The organism is Nocardioides oleivorans (assembly GCF_004137255.1).
In the GTDB taxonomy this organism is placed as follows: domain Bacteria; phylum Actinomycetota; class Actinomycetes; order Propionibacteriales; family Nocardioidaceae; genus Nocardioides; species Nocardioides oleivorans.
Window position 1 is genome coordinate 62,249 of sequence record NZ_SDWT01000001.1, and the last position, 17,445, is coordinate 79,693.

The following is a 17,445-nucleotide window of genomic DNA, read 5'->3' on the forward strand; positions in this document are numbered from 1 at the left end:
AAGCAGGTCAGGCAGGCAGCTCAGGCAGGCAGGTCAGGTCGGTCGGCGGCGATCCGGAAGCCGAGGTTGCCCGCGGTCGAGTCCGGCGTGTGCGACTGCCGCGCCGAGACCCGGTAGCGGCGGCAGTACGACGCGTGGCACAGGTAGGAGCCGCCCCGGCTGACGCCTCCGGCGTCCCCCGGCGCCCACGGGCCCGCGCACCACTCCCACACGTTGCCGGTCGTGGCGTGCAGGCCGAGCGCATTGGGCGGGTAGGCGCGCACGGGTGCCGTGCCGCGCCAGCCGTCCTCGGCGGTGTCGTGGGTCGGGAAGGTCCCCTGCCAGACGTTCATCCGGTGCTCGCCACCCGGCTCGAGCTCCTCGCCCCAGGGGAACGGCTGTCCGACCAGTCCCCCGCGTGCGGCGTGCTCCCACTCGTCCTCGGTCGGCAGCCGGCCGCCCGCCCAGGCGGCGTACGCCTCCGCGTCGCGGCGCGACACGTGCACCACGGGGTGGTCGCCGCGGTCGTCGACGCCGGACTGCGGGCCCTCGGGGTGGGCCCAGTCGGCCCCGTGGACCTCGCGCCACCACGGCGCGGCCGCGACCCCGCGCGTGGGCGGGAAGTCGTCGGGCAGCAGCCCGCCGAACACGAACGACCAGCCGAAGGCCTCGGCCTCGGTGCGGTGCCCGGTCGCCGACACGAACCCGGCGAACTCCGCGTTGGTCACGGTGCAGCCGGCGATCCGGTAGGGCGCGAGGACCACCTCGCGCACCGGCCACTCCTCGGGGTGGTCGGGGTCGTCGCTGCCGACGAGGGCGGTCGCGCCGGGGAGGTCGAGGAGCGCGGACGGCCCGCCCGGACGTCGTACGACGACGGGCTCGGGCTCCCGGCCCCCGGTCCGGCCCTCGCGATCCCCGGCCGACGGGGAGCAGCACCCGCTCACTGGTGGACCAGCACCCCCTGCTCGCGCCCCTCGTCGGTGCCCGGGTCGACGACCTCGTCGAGGTCGAACCGGACCCGGTGGATCAGCCCCTCGAAGGCGTTGCGCACGGGCAGGTAGTCGTCGACCACCGGCGTGCCGCGGTCGACGCCGACGTTGAAGGTCTCGTCGAAGGAGAAGTAGTAGGCGGTGGTGGTCGGGATCCGGCCACTGCCGACCACCACGTTGTCGACCTCGAGGAGCACGTTGGCACCGCTGCCGACGGGACCGCCGTCGTACTCGAAGCGGACGACGAGGTCGTGGCGACCCGGGGTCATCGTCTTGCCGCCGCGCACCACGTTGAGGTCGCGGCCGACGAAGTTGTAGGCGTAGTGCGGCACGCCGTTGACGACGTAGAGCGACCACCCGCCGAAGCGCCCGCCCTGGGCCACGACGACGCCGCTGGCGCCGGTGATGACCTCGAGGTCGGCGGTGATCACGTGCGAGCGGTTCTTCACGTTGGGCGCGGCCTCCTCGGTGAGCCGGCCGACCCGCGGGCCGAACGACAGCGACGAGCGGCCGAGGTGGAGGTCGAGCCGGCCGGCGACGTCGGGGTTCTCGCGCTCGGTGACCCGGTCGTCGAGCGGCAGCACGTGGTAGCGCGCGGCCTCCTGGATGAAGAGCTCCTGGAGCTCGCGCAGCTTGGCGGGGTGCTCGGCCGCCACGTCGTGCGCCTGGCTCCAGTCGCCGCTGGTGTGGTCGTAGAGCTCCCAGACGTCCTCGTCGAACGGCGGCTTGTCGTCGCCGACCATCTCCCACGGGATGCTGTGCTGGGTGACGGCGGTCCAGCCCTCGTGGAAGATGCCGCGGTTGCCGATCATCTCGAAGTACTGCGTGCTGCGGCGCTCGGGCGCGTCGGCGTCGTCGAAGGAGTAGGCCAGGCTGGTGCCCTCGATCGGCTGCTGCTCGACCCCGCCGAAGACGTCCGGGGCGGGGACGCCGGCGGCCTCGAGGATCGTCGGCAGGACGTCGATGACGTGGTGCCACTGGTGGCGGATCTCCCCGCGCGCCTTGATGCCGTTGCCCCAGCGCACGATCATCCCATCGCGGGTCCCGCCGAGGTGGGCGAGCTGCTTGGTCCACGGGTAGGGCGTGTTCATCGCGAGCGCCCACCCGACCGGGTAGATGGCGTACGTCGTGGCGTCCCCGAGCGTGTCGAGGCGGGCCGCCATGTCGGCGGTCTCGTCCTGGATGCCGTGGCCGACGAGGTGCTCGCGGAAGGTGCCGCGCGGGCCGCCCTCGCCGGAGGCACCGTTGTCGCCGAGCATGAAGACGATGAGGGTGTCGTCGAGGACGTCCATGTCCTCGAGCGCCTCGACGAGGCGCCCGACCTGCGCGTCGGTGTGCTCGGCGAAGCCGGCGTAGGTCTCCATGAAGCGCGCCGCGACGCGCTTCTCGGTCTCGTCGAGCTCGTCCCAGCGCGGCACGCCCGCCGCCCACGGCGCGAGGTCGGTCGACTCCGGCACGATCCCGAGCTCCTTCTGGCGGGCCAGGGTCTCCTCGCGCTGCACGTCCCAGCCGGCGTCGAACTTCCCGGCGTACTTGTCGCGCCACTCCGGTGCCACGTGGAAGGGCGCGTGCGTGGCGCCGAAGGCGACGTAGGTGAAGAACGGCCGGTCCGGCGTGATCGCCTGCTGGTTCTCGATCCAGGAGATCGCCTTCTCGACGAGGTCCTCCGACAGGTGGTAGCCGTCCTCGGGCAGCCGGTCGGGCTCGACGGCGTACCGGCCCTGGTAGAGCTGCGGGTACCAGTGGTTCATCTCCGCGCCCATGAAGCCGTAGAAGTAGTCGAAGCCCTCCCCCATCGGCCACCGCGGGAACGGGCCCGACGGGCTGACCTCGACCGGCGGGGTCTGGTGCCACTTGCCGACCGCGGCGGTGCAGTAGCCGTTGCCGCTGAGGATCTGCGCGATCGTGGCGGCACTGGCCGGGCGGTAGCCGTGGTAACCCGGCTCCGGCGTCGACATCTCCGACGTCACGCCCATGCCCACCGAGTGGTGGTTGCGACCGGTCATCAGCGCCTGGCGCGTCGGCGAGCACAGCGACGTCACGTGGAACCTGCTGTAGCGCAGGCCCTCGTCGGCCAGCCGCTGGGCCGTCGGCATCTCGCACGGGCCGCCGTAGGGCGACGACGCGCCGAACCCCATGTCGTCGATGAGCACCACCACGACGTTGGGTGACCTCGGCGGTGCCTCGACCGGCCGGATGGGCCGTGCCGTGGTGTCGACGTCGAGGGGGAGTCGGGTGCGGTCGGGCTGGCTGCTGGTCGCGTCGTCAGTCACCGGTGGAGGCCTCTTTCTGTCGTGGGTCCGGTCGGGAGGTGGGTCGGGAGGTGGGTCGGGAGGTGGGTCGGGAGGTGGGTGGGGGGCTCGGTCGGGTGTCGGTGCGGCTGCCCTGCAGGTCGGTGCGACGTCCGGCGATCTCGTCGGCGGCGGCGACCGCGAGCCGGCCGAGGGGCTCGAAGCGTGACTCTGTCAGCCTCTCCCCCGGACCCCACAGGCTGACCACCGCCACGGGACGGCCGGACACGTCGAGGACGGGGGCCGAGACGCCCCAGGCGGTGGTCTCGAACTCGCCGCGGCACACGGCGTACCCCCGACCGCGCGTCAGCGCGAGCTCCTCCTCGAGCGCGGCGAGCGAGGTGGTCGTGGTGTCGGTGTGGCGGGTCAGCCGGTCGCCGCGCGGCAGCTGCAGGAGCGTCCGGAGGAGCTCGGGCTCGGAGAAGGCCAGCAGCACCTTGCCGGTCGAGGTGGCGTGCATCGACACCGGACGGTCGCGCCAGCCCGCCGCGACCACCGCGCCTCCGGTCGCCTCGGCGACGTAGGTCAGCACCCCGTCGCGCACGACGGCGAGCGCGGCCGTCTCGCCCACGGTCGCGGCGAGCCGCTGGAGCACCGCCTGCGCCGACCGGGCCAGCGCGGCTCCGCCGGCCTGGCTCGCGAGGTCGATCAGGCCGAACCCGAGGGAGTAGATGCCGCTGGCGTCGTCGCGGGAGACGAGGCGCTGCTGCTCGAGCGTGGCCAGGATGCGCCAGGTCGTGGTGCGGTTGAGCCCGACGGCCTCGGCCAGGGCCGCGGCCGTGCCGTCCTGGCCGGTGGCCGCCGCGACGGCGCGGAGCAGTGCCGCGGCCCGCTCGACCGACTGCACCCGGTTGGCACCGGGACGACCCTGACCGGACATCCCTTCTCATTTCCCTCAAGTTCATTGACCGCTCCTTGCCAGCGGCCTATGTTGCGTCTACCACTACTGCCGTTCGCATTGCGCAACAGGGAGCTCACGAAGTGAACCAGAACCAAGCAGGCAACTGGAAGATCTCTCGCCGTCAGATGCTCCGCTACTCCGGAGTCAGTGCGGTAGCCATCGGAGGCAGCAGCTTCCTGGCGGGATGCGGCGGCGGTGACGACGGAGGCGGCGGAGGTGGTGGCGGCGGACCGCAGAGCTCGGGTGGCCAGCTCATCCACGGCGCCACCGGCGGTGGCGCGAAGGACACCCTCGACCCGCACCAGCCGGTGACCGCGGCCGACATCGCCCGGTGCCTCAACCTCTACGAGCCGCTGCTCATCTGGGACAACAACTACGAGCTCCAGCCGGCCCTCGCCGAGTCCGTGGAGTCGTCGAAGGACGCCATCACCTGGACGGTGAAGATGCGCGCCGGCGCCACCTTCCACAACGGCGCGCCCGTCACGGCCGAGGACGCCTGGCTGAGCATCCGCCGCGTGGCAGACCCGAAGGCGCCGCTGTCCGCGGGCGGCCAGCTCTCGCAGATCATCGACTTCGAGTCCTCCAAGGTCGTCGACGACACGACGCTCAAGATCGTGCTCAACACGCCCTACGCGATCCTCGACTCGCTGCTCGCCGAGTACACGCTCGGGATCATCCCGGGCGGCGAGTTCGACCCGGCCAACCCGGTCGGGACGGCCGCGTTCGCCTACAAGTCCTTCGAGGCGGGCAAGACCAGCACCTTCACCAAGTACACCGACTACTGGGGCGACGCCGCGTTCCTCGACGAGCTCATCATCCAGGACTTCGCCGACGACAACGCCAAGGTCAACGCACTGCAGGCCGGCCAGATCCAGACGCTCGACAACCTGCCCTACAACCTGGTCGACACGATCAAGGGTGCGGGCGCCGGCGTGCTCACCGCGGAGGGCGGCCAGTGGGTCCCGTTCACGATGCGTGTGGACCAGGCTCCCTTCAACGACCCGAAGGTCCGCCAGGCGATGCGCCTGATCGTCGACCGCCAGGCGATGATCGACCAGACGCTCAGCGGCTACGGCTCGCTCGGCAACGACATGTACGCCCCGCTCGACGTGGCCTACGCCAGCGACCTGCCCCAGCGCGAGCAGGACATCGACCAGGCCATGTCCCTCCTGGCCTCGGCCGGCGCGGACGGCCTGCAGGTCGAGCTGTTCACCGGCGACGACATCGGCTCGGTCGCGGTGCCCGCGGCCAACCTGTTCGCCGAGCAGGCCAAGGCGGCCGGTGTCGACGTGAAGGTCACCAAGAAGACGCCGTTCTACGACGACGACTACCTGTCCTACACGTTCGCCCAGGACTTCTGGAACACCCGCAACTACATCCCCCAGGCCGTCGTCGGCACGTTCCCGCCCAACCAGGGCGGCACCTACAACGAGACGCACTGGGACAACGCCGACCACCGCGACCTGGTCAACGCCGCGGCCAAGGAGGTCGACGAGACCAAGCGGGCGACGCTGCTGCACGACGCCCAGGAGATCGAGTACGACGAGGGCGGCTACATCATCTGGGGCTTCCGCCAGCAGGTGGACGCCTACGGCTCGACCGTGCAGGGACTGGAGCCGAGCAAGTACCTGCCGCTCGGCAACTACTGCTTCCGCAAGGCGTCCCTCTGACATGACACAGGAAGCGACTCTCCCTGATCCGCTCGCGGAGGTCGCCCCTCCTCGTGGACGCTCCGGCGGGGCGGCGTGGGGCATCTGGCTCGCACGCCGCCTCGGCCTGGCACTCCTGACGCTGTGGCTGGTGTCGATCGTGGTGTTCCTCGCCACCGCGGCCCTCGGCGACCCCGTCCGCGCCATCCTCGGACGTGACTACGGCACCAACGTGGCCCGCCGTGAGCAGCTCGAGGCCCAGCTCGGCATCGGCGACTCGATCGTCACCCGCTACTTCGACTGGCTCGGCGGGCTGCTCACCGGCGACTTCGGCACCTCGCTGGCCAACCAGCAGCCGGTCTGGGGCCAGATCTCCAGCAGCGTCACCAACTCGCTGGTCCTGGTGCTCCTGTCCGCCCTGGTGATGATCCCGCTGGCCTTCGGCATCGCGATGATCTCCTCGCACTTCCGGCGCCGCCGTCCCGACACCGTCATCCAGACCATCCTGCTGGCGCTGGCCGGCGTGCCGGAGTTCGTCACCGGCATCCTGCTCGTGTCGGTCTTCTCCACCACGGTGTTCAAGATCTTCCCGGCCGTCACCCTCGTGGCCCCGGGCGGGAGCCCGTGGGACGAGCCCAAGAGCATGGTGCTGCCGGTCCTCACCCTCGTCATCGCCGTCACGCCCTACGTCTCCCGCATCGTGCGCGCCACGCTGCTCGAGGTGCTCGACAGCGACTACGTCGAGCTGGCCCGGCTCAAGGGCATCCCCGAGCCGGTGGTGATGCGCAAGCACGCGCTGCTCAACGCGATCGTGCCCGGCATCCAGGTCGTCTCGCTCCAGCTCGCCTGGCTCGCCGGTGGCGTGGTGCTCGTCGAGACCCTCTTCCAGTACCCCGGCGTCGGGCGCCAGCTCGTCGACTCGGTGCGCAACCACGACGTCGCGATGGTGCAGGCGCTCAGCATGATCATCGCGGGCGTCTACATCGTGGTGAACCTTGTGGCCGACGTCCTGTCCATCCTGCTGACTCCCCGAGCAAGGACGGCGATCTCCTCATGAGCACGACCTCCTCCGCTGCACCCGGCGCCTCCTCCCCCGAGGCGACCGCCCCGGCCCCGGCCGGCTTCTTCCGACGCGCGCTGCACCAGAAGCGCTTCGTGTTCGGCTTCGCCGGCACGCTCCTGGTGGTCCTGTTCGCGATCCTCGCGCCGTTCTTCGCGCCCTACGGCGAGAAGGAGACCGCGGGTCCGCCCTACTCCAAGGACGGCCTGTTCGGCACCGACTACATCGGCCAGGACGTCCTGAGCCGCGTCATGCACGGCGGCCAGGAGGTGCTGACCATCTCCGTGCTCGCCACGGTGCTCGGCATGGTCGGCGGCATCCTCATCGGTGTCGTCGCGGCCTACGCCGGCGGCTGGTGGGACGAGATCATCATGCGGCTCAACGACGTCCTGCTGGCGTTTCCCCAGATCCTGCTCTCCCTCGTCGTGCTGACCGCGCTGCAGAACCCGTCGGCGTGGGTGATCATCGTGCTCGTCGCCGCCGGCCACGCCCCCCGCGTGGCCCGCGTCGCCCGCGGTGTCGCCCTCGGGATCGTCTCGCGCGACTTCGTGGTCGCCGCCGAGGCCCTCGGCGAGAAGCGCTCCCGCGTGATCGTGGCCGAGGTGCTGCCGAACATGACCGGTCCCCTGCTGGCCGAGGCCGGCCTGCGGCTGACGTACTCCATCGGCATCGTCGCCGCGCTCGGCTTCCTCGGCTTCGCCGCCGACCCCGGTGCGGCCAACTGGGGCCAGATGATGAACGAGAACCGGCTCGGCCTCCAGACCCAGCCCTGGGCCGTGATGGCCCCGGTCCTCGTCATCGCGATCTTCACCATCGCGACCAACCTCATGGCCGACGGGCTCGCCCAGGCCGCCCAGAAGGGCGAGTGACATGACAGCCACCACCGACTCCGGCCATGCGGTCCGCAAGACCGGCGGCATCGTCATCGAGGACCTCGGCGTCAGCCTGACCGGCAAGGACGTCGACGTCGTCGACGACATCGACCTGGTGCTCAAGCCCGGCGAGGTCGTCGGCCTGGTCGGCGAGTCCGGCTCCGGCAAGACCACCGTCGGGACCTCGCTGCTCAACTACTCCCGCGCCGGGGCGTACATCTCCTCGGGCAAGGTGCTGCTCGAGGACCGCGACGTCCTCCAGCTGCCGTGGAAGGAGGTCCGCAAGCTGCGCGGCGAGGAGATCGCCTACGTCCCGCAGGACCCGGCCTCCGCGCTCAACCCGAGCATCCGCATCGGCAAGCAGCTCGTCGAGCTCCAGCAGCTGCGCGGCATCGGCACCAGCGAGTCCCGGCTCGCCGCGGCCCGCGCCGGCCTGGAGGAGGTCGGGCTGCCCAGCGACGACGAGTTCCTCAAGCGCTACGCCCACCAGCTCTCCGGCGGGCAGGTGCAGCGTGTCGCGCTCGCGATGGCGTTCCTGCCCAAGCCCAAGGTGCTCGTCCTCGACGAGCCCACCACCGGCCTCGACGTCACCACGCAGAAGATGGTGCTCGACACGATGGCCGAGCTGTGCCGGACCTACGGCGTCTCCGCGCTCTACGTCACCCACGACCTCGCCGTGGTCGCCAACATCGCCGACCGCGTCGCGGTGATGTACGCCGGCCAGATCGCCGAGCTCGGGCCGAGGGACGCGATCTTCGCCAACCCCTCGCACCCCTACACCCGGGCGCTGCTCGACTCGATCCCGCACCTGAGCCAGGCCCGCGCGCTCAAGGGCATCCCGGGGCGTACGCCGTCGCCCGGCCGTCGTCCCGACGGCTGCCGCTTCAACGACCGCTGCACCTTCGCCATCGACGTGTGCCGGGCCGAGGTGCCGCAGCTGCGCATCATCGCCCCCGAGCACGAGGTGCGGTGCCACCGGGTCGGCGAGATCGGCACGTGGGACATCAACATCGGCACCGTGCCCGACGCCGACCCCGACAAGGACCGCGACGTCATCCTCTCGATCCAGGGGCTCGACGTCTTCTACGGCCGCAAGCACGTCGTCCACGACGTCACCTTCGACGTGGCCAAGGGCGAGGTCGTGGCCCTGGTCGGCGAGTCGGGCTCCGGCAAGACGACGATCTCGCGATCGGTCGGCGGCCTCCACAAGGACTGGACCGGCTCGATCACCTTCGAGGGCCGCGAGCTGGCCACGAGCGCGCGCAAGCGCAGCGCCGAGGACCGCCGCCGGATGCAGTACATCTTCCAGAACCCCTACCTGTCGCTGAACCCGCGGCTGACGATCGAGCAGATCATCCGACGGCCGATGGAGCTCTTCGGGCTGGCCAAGGGCAAGGACGCCACCGAGAAGGTGGTCGAGCTGATGGGTCAGGTCGCCCTCGGCCCGCAGATGCTGCACTACCAGGCGAGCAGGCTCTCCGGCGGTGAGCGCCAGCGCGTCGCCATCGCCCGCGCCCTGGCGGCCGAGCCGGACGTGATGATCTGCGACGAGATCACCTCCGCGCTCGACGTCTCGGTGCAGGGCTCGATCGTCGAGCTGCTCGAGGGCCTGCGGATCGAGCGCGGGATCAGCATGCTGTTCGTGACCCACAACCTCGCGCTGGTGCGCTCCATCGCGGCGCGCGTGGAGATCCTCCAGGCGGGCGAGGTCGTCGAGGCGGGCTCGGTCGTCACGGTCATGGACACGCCCCGCGAGGACTACACCCGCAAGCTGCTGAGCAACAGTCCGAGGATCGACTAGGTCGGACTGATCCACGTGCCGACCACGTCGAAGGCGGGGTCGCGGCTCTCGACCCTGAGGTTCACCGACCCCCAGCACGAGCCGGGGTGGCGCCACGTCGTGGTGCCGGCCGCCGACCCGCGACCGCTCGCCTCGGCCCCGCGCGCGTGCGAGGTGTCGGTGGCCGGGGCCGGGCGGCGGCACACGCTGCCCGAGTGGAACGACGCGACCTGGACCACCTCCCTGCTGGTGCTCGAGCGCGGGACGGTCGTGCACGAGGAGTACTCCGATCGGGACGGTGCCGCCGGGGTGGGCCCGCAGACCCTCTTCCTCGGGGCGTCGATGACCAAGTCCGTGCTCGCGCACCTCGTCGGACGCGCCGTCACCGACGGCGGCCTGGGCCTCGACGACCCGGTGACCCGGTACGTCCCCGAGCTCACCGGCTCCGGCTACGACGGCACGACCGTGCGCGACGTGCTGACCATGACCAGCGGCGTCGACTGGGTCGAGGACCACCGCGACCCCGGGAGCCTCGCGTCCCGGCTGCTCGGCTGCTTCCCCGACGGCGACTCGCGCGCGCTGCTGCGTGAGGTGCGGCCCGGCGTCGCGCCGGGGACGCGCTGGGTCTACAACACCGCCGACTCGCAGGTGCTCGACTGGGTGCGCGAGCGCGCCACCGGCCGGGTGTACGCCGACGACGTCGCCCGGCTGTGGCGCGACCTGGGCTGCACCAGCGCGGCCGTCGTCGCCGTCGACCGGACCGGCACCGCGCTCGCCGGCGGTGGCCTGGCGGCGACCGCGCGGGACTGGGCGCGGATCGCCCTCTTGGCCGTCGACGGCACCACCGACGACGGCACCCGGTTGCTGGACCCCGGCTGGGTGGCAGCCGCCGCGCGGTCGTCGTACGGCTTCACGGGGGTGGGTCGGCTGCCCAGCTCGATCACCACGCTCGCCGGGTTCGGCCTGCACTGGTGGCCGCTCGACGACGAGGGCGTCCGCCTCACCGCCGACGGCAGTCGCGGCCAGTTCGCCGCCGCCGACCGACATACGGGGGCCGTCGTGGTGAAGACCTCGCTGTGGCCCTACGACGACTTCCTCGTCGACCGCCAGGCCCGCGACCTCAGCTACCTCGGGCTCCACGCCCTGCTCGACCTCCTCGCACCCACCGAAACCCACCTGAAGGAGCACCACCCGTGAACCGCAACGTGATGATCACCTGTGCACTCACCGGAGCCGGCGACACCGTCGGCAGGTCCGAGCACGTGCCGGTGACACCGGAGCAGATCGCCGAGTCCGGCATCGCCGCCGCCCGCGCCGGCGCGACCATCGTCCACATCCACGTGCGCGACCCCGAGACCGGCGTCGGCTCGCGCGACGTGGCGCTCTACCGCGAGGTCGTCGAGCGGATCCGCGCCTCCGACGTCGACGTCATCATCAACACCACCGCGGGCATGGGCGGCGACCTCGTGCTCGACCCGACGGACCCGACGACGTTCCTCGAGGGCACCGACCTCGTCCGCGGCGTCGACCGGCTCCCCCACGTCGAGGAGCTGCTGCCGGACATCTGCACCCTCGACTGCGGCAGCCTCAACTTCGGCGAGGGCAGCCTCGTCTACGTCAGCACGCCCGACATGCTCCGCGAGGGCGCGAAGAAGATCCAGGAGCTCGGCGTCCGCTGCGAGATGGAGATCTTCGACACCGGGCACCTGTGGTTCGCCAGGACGCTCGTCGAGGAGGGCCTGATCGACGCCCCGGCGATGTACCAGCTGTGCATGGGCATCCCCTACGGCGCTCCCGCCGATCCGATGACGCTGATGTCGATGGTCCAGCAGCTGCCCGAGGACGCCGTGTGGGCCTCCTTCGCGCTCGGCCCGATGCAGATGCCGTGGGTCGCGCAGTCGGTGCTGCTCGGCGGCCACGTGCGCGTCGGCCTCGAGGACAACCTCTACCTCGCCAAGGGCGTCAAGGCCACCAACGCCCAGCTCGTCGAGCGGGCCCGCACCATCGTGGAGTCGATGGGCGCCAAGGTCGCCACCCCCGACGAGGGACGCGAGATCCTCCAGCTGAAGGCGCGGTCCTGACGTGGGCACCTCAGCTCGGCCCGCACCTGCCGACGTCCGCACCGTCGTCTGCGTCGGCGCCGGGGTCATCGGCGGCGGCTGGGTCGCGTACTTCCTGGCCCACGGCTTCCGGGTCGTGGCCTGGGACCCGGCGCCCGACGGCGAGGAGCGGCTGCGCCACCTCGTCGGCGCGGCGTGGCCCGCACTGACCGAGCTCGGCCTCGCCGAGGGCGCCAGCATCGACAACCTCACCTTCGAGCCCGACCTCGCGAAGGCCTGTGCCCAGGCCGACTTCGTCCAGGAGAGCGCGCCTGAGGACCTCGAGCTCAAGCGCACGCTGCTGGCCGACATCGACGCCGCGACCCCCGAGGGCGTGGTCATCTCCTCGTCCACGTCGGGCTACGGGATGAGCGAGATGCAGGACAAGTGCGCCCACCCCGACCGGACGGTCGTGGGGCACCCGTTCAACCCGCCCTACCTGATCCCGCTCGTCGAGGTCGTCGGCGGCACGAGCACCGCGCCCGACGTGGTGGCGTGGACCTCGGAGTTCTTCACGCTGGCCGGCAAGTCGGTGATCACCATGGACCGCGAGGTCCCCGGGTTCATCGCCAACCGCCTGCAGGAGGCGCTGTGGCGCGAGGCGCTGCACATGGTGGCCGCCGGTGAGGCGACCGTCGAGCAGATCGACCTGTCGATCACCGACGGGCCGGGCCTGCGCTGGCCGGTCTTCGGACCGATGCTGACCTTCCACCTCGCCGGCGGGCAGGGCGGCATGGCCCACATGCTCGACCACTTCGGACCCTCGCTGCTCTCGCCCTGGACGCGCCTGGTCGCGGCGGAGCTCACGCCCGAGCTGCGCGACGCCGTCGTCGACGGGTGCGACCGCGAGGCCGACGGCCGCAGCATCGACGACCTGGTCGCCGAGCGCGACCGCGGTGTCGTGGCGGTGCTGCGCGCGCTGGGCCGGGCATGAGGACCCCATGACCGACCCTCTCGTCTGGCGCGAGCCCGTGCAGGAGGCCTGGATCGACTACAACGGCCACCTCTCCGAGCCCTACTACGTCCTGGTCTTCGGGCACGCCACCGACAACGTGATGGACGCGGTCGGCCTCGGGCCCGACCACCGCGCCGCCCACGACTCCTCGCTCTACACGGTCGAGGCGCACGTGCGCTACCTCGACGAGGTCTCCGCCGGGGCCGACCTCGAGGTGCGGTCGTCGGTGGTCGGGGCGACGGGCAAGCTGCTGTGGATCTGGCACGAGATGTGGGTCGACGGCCGGTTGCGGGCCACCGAGGAGGTCCTCGGCGTGCACGTGGTCGGCCGCGGCTCGGCACCGTTCCCCGACGACGTCGCCGAGAAGGCCCTCGCCCTGCTCGTCGAGCCGCCCGAGGAGGCGAGCGGCCGGATCCGTCCGCTGCGCCGGCCCTGACGGCCGTCCTGCGACGAAGGGCTGTGGACAACGGTCCACGTACGCCGTCGCGGTGGCAGCGTGTCGCCATGCCCGCACAGCAACCGCGCCCGGCCGCCCGGTCCCTGCTCCGCGCCCAGCTCGACTGCCCCGACGTGTGGCACCGACCGGTCACGGCCGCGCTCGCGGCGGCGGGCGTCGTGGTCGACCCCGGGGCGCCGGTGGGGATCGGCGTCTCGTCCGGTCGACTGGTGTCGGCGACGGTCGACGACTGGACCGTCTCCTCCCTGCCGCACCTGCTGGTCGCGGTCTGGCCGTGGGCGGTCGACGTCGGTCCGTGGGCCGCGCCGGGGGTCGGTCCCTGCGCCCGCTGCGTGGCGGCCGCGGTCCTCGACGAGGGGTCGGAGGCACTCGCCGGTCAGGCGTCGGCGCCGCTCCTGGCGCTCGCTGCCGGGGCGGCGGCTCGCGAGCTGGGCTCGTGGGCCCGCGGCGAGCCACCGCACACGTGGCTCACCTCGTGGCGCTTCGACCACGAGCCGGTGCCCAAGGCGCGCCGGTGGCAGCGACACCCCTACTGCGGGTGTGCCTGGTTCGAGACGGCCTGACCGGCCGCCCTCACCACCACTCGCTGTCGAGCTTGCTCTCCATCGCGCGCAGGTGGGTGCGCGAGCAGGTGTCGCAGAAGACCTGCTGGCGACCGCGCTCGACCGCGGTCGTCCAGGTCAGGGTCTCCGCCTCCGGCGCCTGGGTGCCGCAGAAGTCGCAGGTCACGAGCTCGCTCACGCCCCCGACCCTAGCCCCGTCCCCGGACCGGCGCGGCACGGCAGGGAACGGGAACGGGAACGGGAACGAGCCGGTACGTCGTCACCGTGACGACGTACCGGCTCGTTGCGTGCTCACCCGCGATCAGGGCGAGAGCTCCCCTGCCGCCCCGTGGACGGCCGAGAGGATCAGAGCGCTCGGGCGAGTGCGAGGCGCGCCTGCGCCGCAGCCTGCTCGGCCTTGCGGCTCATCCGACGGGCGATCGCCAGCTGGTGGCCCCGTCGCAGCTCGTGCGCCTCTCCCAGGCGCGCGGACATTTGCGCGCGTGCGAGTTCTTCATGCATGAGATTCATGTCGTTGCTTCCGTTTCGGTAGGTCTTCATGGGTGTTGTTTCCTGTGATTCCTCAGTGGGATGGGTGTGCGGTGTCACCGGCTCGGCGACCCCGTCGTGCTGTCGTCCGACCTAGGCGACCTGGACGGTCTGCTCGGACTTGCGGGGCCGGCCTCGCGGCCGCTTGCGCGGGATCACCACGCCCTGGAGGAAGAGCTCGCCTCCCCAGACGCCCCACGGCTCACGCCGCTCGAGGGCTCCGTCGAGGCACAGCGCGCGCACCGGGCAGTCGATGCAGAGCGCCTTGGCGTGCTCCACGTCCGCGGGGGACTCGGCAAACCACAGCTCTGCGTCGTTGACGCGGCAGGGCAGCAACTCCTCATCCACTTCGGCAGCTGCGTCGTGCAGGGCGCCCAGGGGTGCCTGGGGGTCCAGCTGGTCGGCAGCTCGCTTGCGGTCGAGAACGCTGATGGTCATGTGTTCACCTCCTACTCGTTGACCTGATCGCGGGTGCGGTGCGGGATGCACCGTTGGACAAACAGAAAGGCCGCGGATCCCGGGGTTCGGGTTCCGCGGCCTGGAGGCTGCCGATGCTGGTGTGGACCTAGCTCGACGGACTCCAGGCAGGTGAACCCGGGAAATCGCCCTTGACGCGGACAATGGCGGCGGTGGCGCCCTGGGCAGCCACCACGCCGGCACCGAAGGCGCGCAGGCGCGCGCAGGTGTGGCCGAGGATGGACATGCCGAAGGACGGCGTCCAAGCCGTCATCGTCATCGTGGTGTTCTCCATGCTGGCCACCTCCTTCGGGGCGTAGGGCGCGGATCGTCGTCAGCGATCTGAGTGCGCGTGCGGTTGTGAGAGGAACGTTAGACCCGGACTCGCGTCAGGGGCAAACGATTTTATGGGTATTACATGGATTTTCTTTCGAGAAAGTTCCCGGCCATGCCCGGGGAGCGCTCAGGACGCCTTGCTGGACGCCTCGGCCGCGACCAGGGCGAGCACCTCGTCGCCGTACTTGGCGATCTTGCTCGGACCCACGCCGCTGATCGCGCGGAGCCCGCGCTCGTCGGAGGGGACGTGCTCGGCGATGAGCTGGAGCGTGGCGTCGGTGAAGATCACGAAGGCCGGCACGCTGTCGTCGGCGGCACGGGCCAGTCGCCACTCCCGGAGCTTCTCGAACAGCGCCTCGTCGTAGGACGCGGGGCAGTCGGCGCAGCGGCCGGTCTTCTTCTCGCGCGAGTTCGACAGGGGCTTGCCGCACTCGCGGCAGTGCATCGCGGCCCGGTTGCGCTTGCTGCGCTCCTTGTGGCTCGCCGAGACGCCGGGCGCACCGTCGAGGAGCGTGGCCAGGAAGGGCGAGCTCCCGCGGTTGGAGCGACCGCCGGGCTCGCGCGCGGTGGCCCACGAGACGGTGAGCTCGTCGCGGGCGCGGGTCATCGCGACGTAGAGCAGGCGCCGCTCCTCCTCGATCTCGGCGGGCGTCTGCGCCTGCGAGATCGGCATCATCTTCTCGTGCATGCCCGCCACGAACACGGCGTCCCACTCGAGGCCCTTGGCGGAGTGGATGGTCGCCAGCGTGACGGCGTCGGCCACCGGCGCGTGCTGCTCGCTGGCCCGTCGGTCGAGGTCGTCGACGAAGTCGCCCACGCTCGCCTCGGGCCGCTCGCGGCCGAAGTCGGCGGCGAGGTCGACCAGCGCCTGCAGCGACTCCCAGCGGTTGCGGACCTCTCCCCTGCCCTCGGGCGGATCGGTCGAGTGGCCCATCTGGGACAGGACGGCCACGACGGACTCGGCGACCGGGCCCGCCGCCTCGCCGCCGCGGGCGGCGCCCCGGACGAGGGTGATCGCCTGCCGCACCTCGGCGCGGTCGAAGAAGCGGGCGGCGCCGCGCACGACGTAGGGCAGGCCGCGTGCGGCGAGGGCCTCCTCGAACCGCTCCGACTGCGCGTTGATGCGCAGCAGCACCGCCATCCGGCTGGCGGGCGTGCCGTCGGCGCGCAGGGCGGCCACCCGGTCGGCGACGGCGTCGGCCTCGGCGACCTCGTCGGCCGCCTCGCGGTAGGTGATGCGGGCCCCCGACGGACGCTGGGCCACCAGGTCGACGCCCTTGCTGGACGTGCCGGCGAGCAGGACGTTGGCGGCCGCGACGACCTCGGGCGTGGAGCGGTAGTTGCGGACCAGCTCCACGCTCGTCGCGGACGGGTGGCGCTGGGTGAACTCGCGGAGGTAGCGCGCGTCGGCACCGGCGAAGGAGTAGATCGTCTGGGCCGGGTCGCCGACGACGCAGAGCTCGTCGCGGCCGCCGAGCCAGAGGTCGAGGAGCGCGTGCTGGAGCGGCGAGACGTCCTGGAACTCGTCGACGACGAACCACTTGTACTGCCGGCGCACCTGCGCGGCGACCGCCTCGTTGTCGGCCAGCAGACCGGCGCCGAAGAGGAGCACGTCCTCCATGTCCATCCGACCCTGGCCCCGCTTGACCTCCTCGTAGCCGTCGAAGGCGCGCGCGACCACCTCGGGATCCATCCCGGAGACGTGCCGGCCGCGCTGCCGCGCGATGGCGGCGTACGTCTCGGGGCTGACGTTGGAGACCTTCGCCCACTCGATCTCGCTGGCGAGGTCACGGAGCGTGGCCTGGTCGACGCCGAGGCGCTGGCGCCGGGCTGCCAGAGCCACCATGCCGAGCTTGGAGTCGGTCAGCTCGGGGAGCTCGCGGTTGTGCACCCGCGGCCAGAAGAACCGCAGCTGGCGCAGCGCGGCCGAGTGGAACGTCCGCGCCTGGACGCCGGGGGCGCCGAGCGCCCGCAGCCGCTCGCGCATCTCGCCTGCTGCACGCGTGGTGAACGACAGGGCCAGCACCTCGGTCGGCGCGTACACCCCCTCGGCGACGCCGTGGGCGATGCGGTGGGTGACGGCGCGGGTCTTGCCGGTGCCCGCGCCCGCCAGCACCCGCACCGGCCCTCGGAGCGCCTCGGCGACCTGGCGCTGCTCGGGATCGAGCGCTTCGAGCAACGGAACAACTCCTGCGTGGTGGTGGTTGAGGTGGGTGCCTGACCCTTGTTCTTCACACTAGACGCCGGAGGGGACACTCACTCCCATGACCTTCACCATGTTCAGCACCCCGTGGTGCGGCTACTGCCACCGCCTCAAGAGCCAGCTCGACCGCGAGGGCATCGAGTTCACGATGGTCGACATCGAGGCCGAGCCGGAGCACGCGTTGACCGTCGAGCAGGCCAACGGCGGCAACCAGACCGTGCCGACGCTGCTGTTCACCGACGGCAGCACGCTCACCAACCCGTCGGTGGCGCAGGTCAAGGCCAAGCTGGCCGCCCTCGCGTGAGGGTCGACAGGATCCGGGGATAG

Annotated in this window: 18 protein-coding genes; 10 read left to right on the forward strand and 8 right to left on the reverse strand. The window is 71.6% G+C overall.

The genetic code is table 11. The features are described from left to right. Window positions 1-20: 20 nt before the first annotated feature. From EUA93_RS00300 to EUA93_RS00310, 3 genes are read right to left on the reverse strand one after another with little or no spacing between them, the layout of a single operon-like run. Window positions 21-923, reverse strand: a complete 903-nt coding sequence (locus tag EUA93_RS00300; protein WP_129397838.1) for a formylglycine-generating enzyme family protein — start codon at window positions 921-923, stop codon at window positions 21-23. Next, window positions 920-3,241: a sulfatase-like hydrolase/transferase gene (locus EUA93_RS00305; RefSeq protein WP_129397839.1), complete on the reverse strand. Its 2,322-nt coding sequence runs from the start codon at window positions 3,239-3,241 to the stop codon at window positions 920-922. The genes EUA93_RS00300 and EUA93_RS00305 overlap by 4 nt, the downstream gene beginning before the upstream one ends. Then, window positions 3,234-4,139 (reverse strand): IclR family transcriptional regulator, encoded by a 906-nt coding sequence (locus EUA93_RS00310; protein ID WP_129397840.1) that lies wholly within the window; start codon window positions 4,137-4,139, stop codon window positions 3,234-3,236. Before EUA93_RS00310 ends, EUA93_RS00305 begins: the two co-directional genes overlap by 8 nt. Window positions 4,140-4,285: 146 nt before the next feature. Between EUA93_RS00310 and EUA93_RS00315 the strand changes: the two genes are divergently transcribed. The 9 genes from EUA93_RS00315 (at window position 4,286) to EUA93_RS00355 (ending at window position 13,595) form a co-directional block, all read left to right on the forward strand. Then, window positions 4,286-5,830, forward strand: a complete 1,545-nt coding sequence (locus EUA93_RS00315) for an ABC transporter substrate-binding protein (protein ID WP_129397841.1) — start codon at window positions 4,286-4,288, stop codon at window positions 5,828-5,830. A gap of 1 nt (window position 5,831) precedes the next feature. After that, window positions 5,832-6,866 carry an ABC transporter permease gene (locus tag EUA93_RS00320; RefSeq protein ID WP_129397842.1) on the forward strand — a complete coding sequence of 345 codons (1,035 nt, stop codon included), beginning with the start codon at window positions 5,832-5,834 and terminating at the stop codon, window positions 6,864-6,866. After that, window positions 6,863-7,738: an ABC transporter permease gene (locus tag EUA93_RS00325; protein ID WP_129397843.1), complete on the forward strand. Its 876-nt coding sequence runs from the start codon at window positions 6,863-6,865 to the stop codon at window positions 7,736-7,738. The genes EUA93_RS00320 and EUA93_RS00325 overlap by 4 nt, the downstream gene beginning before the upstream one ends. A 1-nt stretch (window position 7,739) precedes the next feature. Next, window positions 7,740-9,542, forward strand: a complete 1,803-nt coding sequence (locus tag EUA93_RS00330) for an ABC transporter ATP-binding protein (RefSeq protein ID WP_129397844.1) — start codon at window positions 7,740-7,742, stop codon at window positions 9,540-9,542. A gap of 15 nt (window positions 9,543-9,557) precedes the next feature. After that, a complete protein-coding gene (locus EUA93_RS00335; RefSeq protein WP_165355000.1) occupies window positions 9,558-10,718 on the forward strand; it encodes a serine hydrolase domain-containing protein in 1,161 nt (386 codons plus the stop codon). Then, window positions 10,715-11,602, forward strand: a complete 888-nt coding sequence (locus EUA93_RS00340; RefSeq protein ID WP_129397846.1) for a beta-keto acid cleavage family enzyme — start codon at window positions 10,715-10,717, stop codon at window positions 11,600-11,602. The genes EUA93_RS00335 and EUA93_RS00340 overlap by 4 nt, the downstream gene beginning before the upstream one ends. 1 nt (window position 11,603) lies before the next feature. Then, a complete protein-coding gene (locus tag EUA93_RS00345) occupies window positions 11,604-12,554 on the forward strand; it encodes a 3-hydroxyacyl-CoA dehydrogenase NAD-binding domain-containing protein (protein ID WP_129397847.1) in 951 nt (316 codons plus the stop codon). Between the two features lie 7 nt (window positions 12,555-12,561). Then, the gene (locus tag EUA93_RS00350; protein ID WP_129397848.1) at window positions 12,562-13,011 is read left to right on the forward strand and encodes a thioesterase family protein; all 450 of its coding nucleotides are present in this window, start codon (window positions 12,562-12,564) and stop codon (window positions 13,009-13,011) included. Between the two features lie 68 nt (window positions 13,012-13,079). After that, on the forward strand, window positions 13,080-13,595 hold the full coding sequence (locus EUA93_RS00355; protein WP_129397849.1) for a hypothetical protein: 516 nt from the start codon (window positions 13,080-13,082) through the stop codon (window positions 13,593-13,595). Window positions 13,596-13,605: 10 nt separating this feature from the next. On the opposite strand, the gene EUA93_RS21435 is transcribed toward EUA93_RS00355, so the two are convergent. From EUA93_RS21435 to EUA93_RS00375, 5 genes are all read right to left on the reverse strand, one after another. Beyond that, the gene (locus tag EUA93_RS21435; RefSeq protein WP_165354996.1) at window positions 13,606-13,773 is read right to left on the reverse strand and encodes a hypothetical protein; all 168 of its coding nucleotides are present in this window, start codon (window positions 13,771-13,773) and stop codon (window positions 13,606-13,608) included. A 167-nt stretch (window positions 13,774-13,940) separates the two neighbouring features. Continuing rightward, window positions 13,941-14,135, reverse strand: coding sequence for a hypothetical protein (locus EUA93_RS00360; protein WP_129397850.1), 195 nt, complete (start codon window positions 14,133-14,135; stop codon window positions 13,941-13,943). A gap of 81 nt (window positions 14,136-14,216) precedes the next feature. Next, window positions 14,217-14,561 (reverse strand): WhiB family transcriptional regulator, encoded by a 345-nt coding sequence (locus tag EUA93_RS00365; RefSeq protein ID WP_129397851.1) that lies wholly within the window; start codon window positions 14,559-14,561, stop codon window positions 14,217-14,219. 127 nt (window positions 14,562-14,688) lie between these two features. Then, the gene (locus tag EUA93_RS00370; RefSeq protein WP_129397852.1) at window positions 14,689-14,874 is read right to left on the reverse strand and encodes a hypothetical protein; all 186 of its coding nucleotides are present in this window, start codon (window positions 14,872-14,874) and stop codon (window positions 14,689-14,691) included. A 168-nt stretch (window positions 14,875-15,042) separates the two neighbouring features. Continuing rightward, entirely contained in the window at window positions 15,043-17,094 is a 2,052-nt protein-coding gene (locus EUA93_RS00375; RefSeq protein ID WP_129397853.1) for an ATP-dependent DNA helicase UvrD2, read from the reverse strand. Window positions 17,095-17,179: 85 nt separating this feature from the next. Between EUA93_RS00375 and EUA93_RS00380 the strand changes: the two genes are divergently transcribed. Then, entirely contained in the window at window positions 17,180-17,422 is a 243-nt protein-coding gene (locus tag EUA93_RS00380) for a mycoredoxin (RefSeq protein WP_129397854.1), read from the forward strand. The last annotated feature ends 23 nt before the right edge of the window (window positions 17,423-17,445 follow it).

What these genes read in the sequence shown, in the direction of transcription:
- EUA93_RS00310 (WP_129397840.1), bottom strand. Translation starts at nt 4,139, where the DNA reads ATGTCCGGTCAGGGTCGTCCCGGTGCCAACCGGGTGCAGTCGGTCGAG.
- EUA93_RS00315 (WP_129397841.1), top strand. Translation starts at nt 4,286, where the DNA reads ATGCTCCGCTACTCCGGAGTCAGTGCGGTAGCCATCGGAGGCAGCAGC.
- EUA93_RS00320 (WP_129397842.1), top strand. Translation starts at nt 5,832, where the DNA reads ATGACACAGGAAGCGACTCTCCCTGATCCGCTCGCGGAGGTCGCCCCT.
- EUA93_RS00325 (WP_129397843.1), top strand. Translation starts at nt 6,863, where the DNA reads ATGAGCACGACCTCCTCCGCTGCACCCGGCGCCTCCTCCCCCGAGGCG.
- EUA93_RS00330 (WP_129397844.1), top strand. Translation starts at nt 7,740, where the DNA reads ATGACAGCCACCACCGACTCCGGCCATGCGGTCCGCAAGACCGGCGGC.
- EUA93_RS00350 (WP_129397848.1), top strand. Translation starts at nt 12,562, where the DNA reads ATGACCGACCCTCTCGTCTGGCGCGAGCCCGTGCAGGAGGCCTGGATC.
- EUA93_RS00355 (WP_129397849.1), top strand. Translation starts at nt 13,080, where the DNA reads ATGCCCGCACAGCAACCGCGCCCGGCCGCCCGGTCCCTGCTCCGCGCC.
- EUA93_RS00360 (WP_129397850.1), bottom strand. Translation starts at nt 14,135, where the DNA reads ATGAAGACCTACCGAAACGGAAGCAACGACATGAATCTCATGCATGAA.
- EUA93_RS00365 (WP_129397851.1), bottom strand. Translation starts at nt 14,561, where the DNA reads ATGACCATCAGCGTTCTCGACCGCAAGCGAGCTGCCGACCAGCTGGAC.
- EUA93_RS00370 (WP_129397852.1), bottom strand. Translation starts at nt 14,874, where the DNA reads ATGGAGAACACCACGATGACGATGACGGCTTGGACGCCGTCCTTCGGC.
- EUA93_RS00380 (WP_129397854.1), top strand. Translation starts at nt 17,180, where the DNA reads ATGACCTTCACCATGTTCAGCACCCCGTGGTGCGGCTACTGCCACCGC.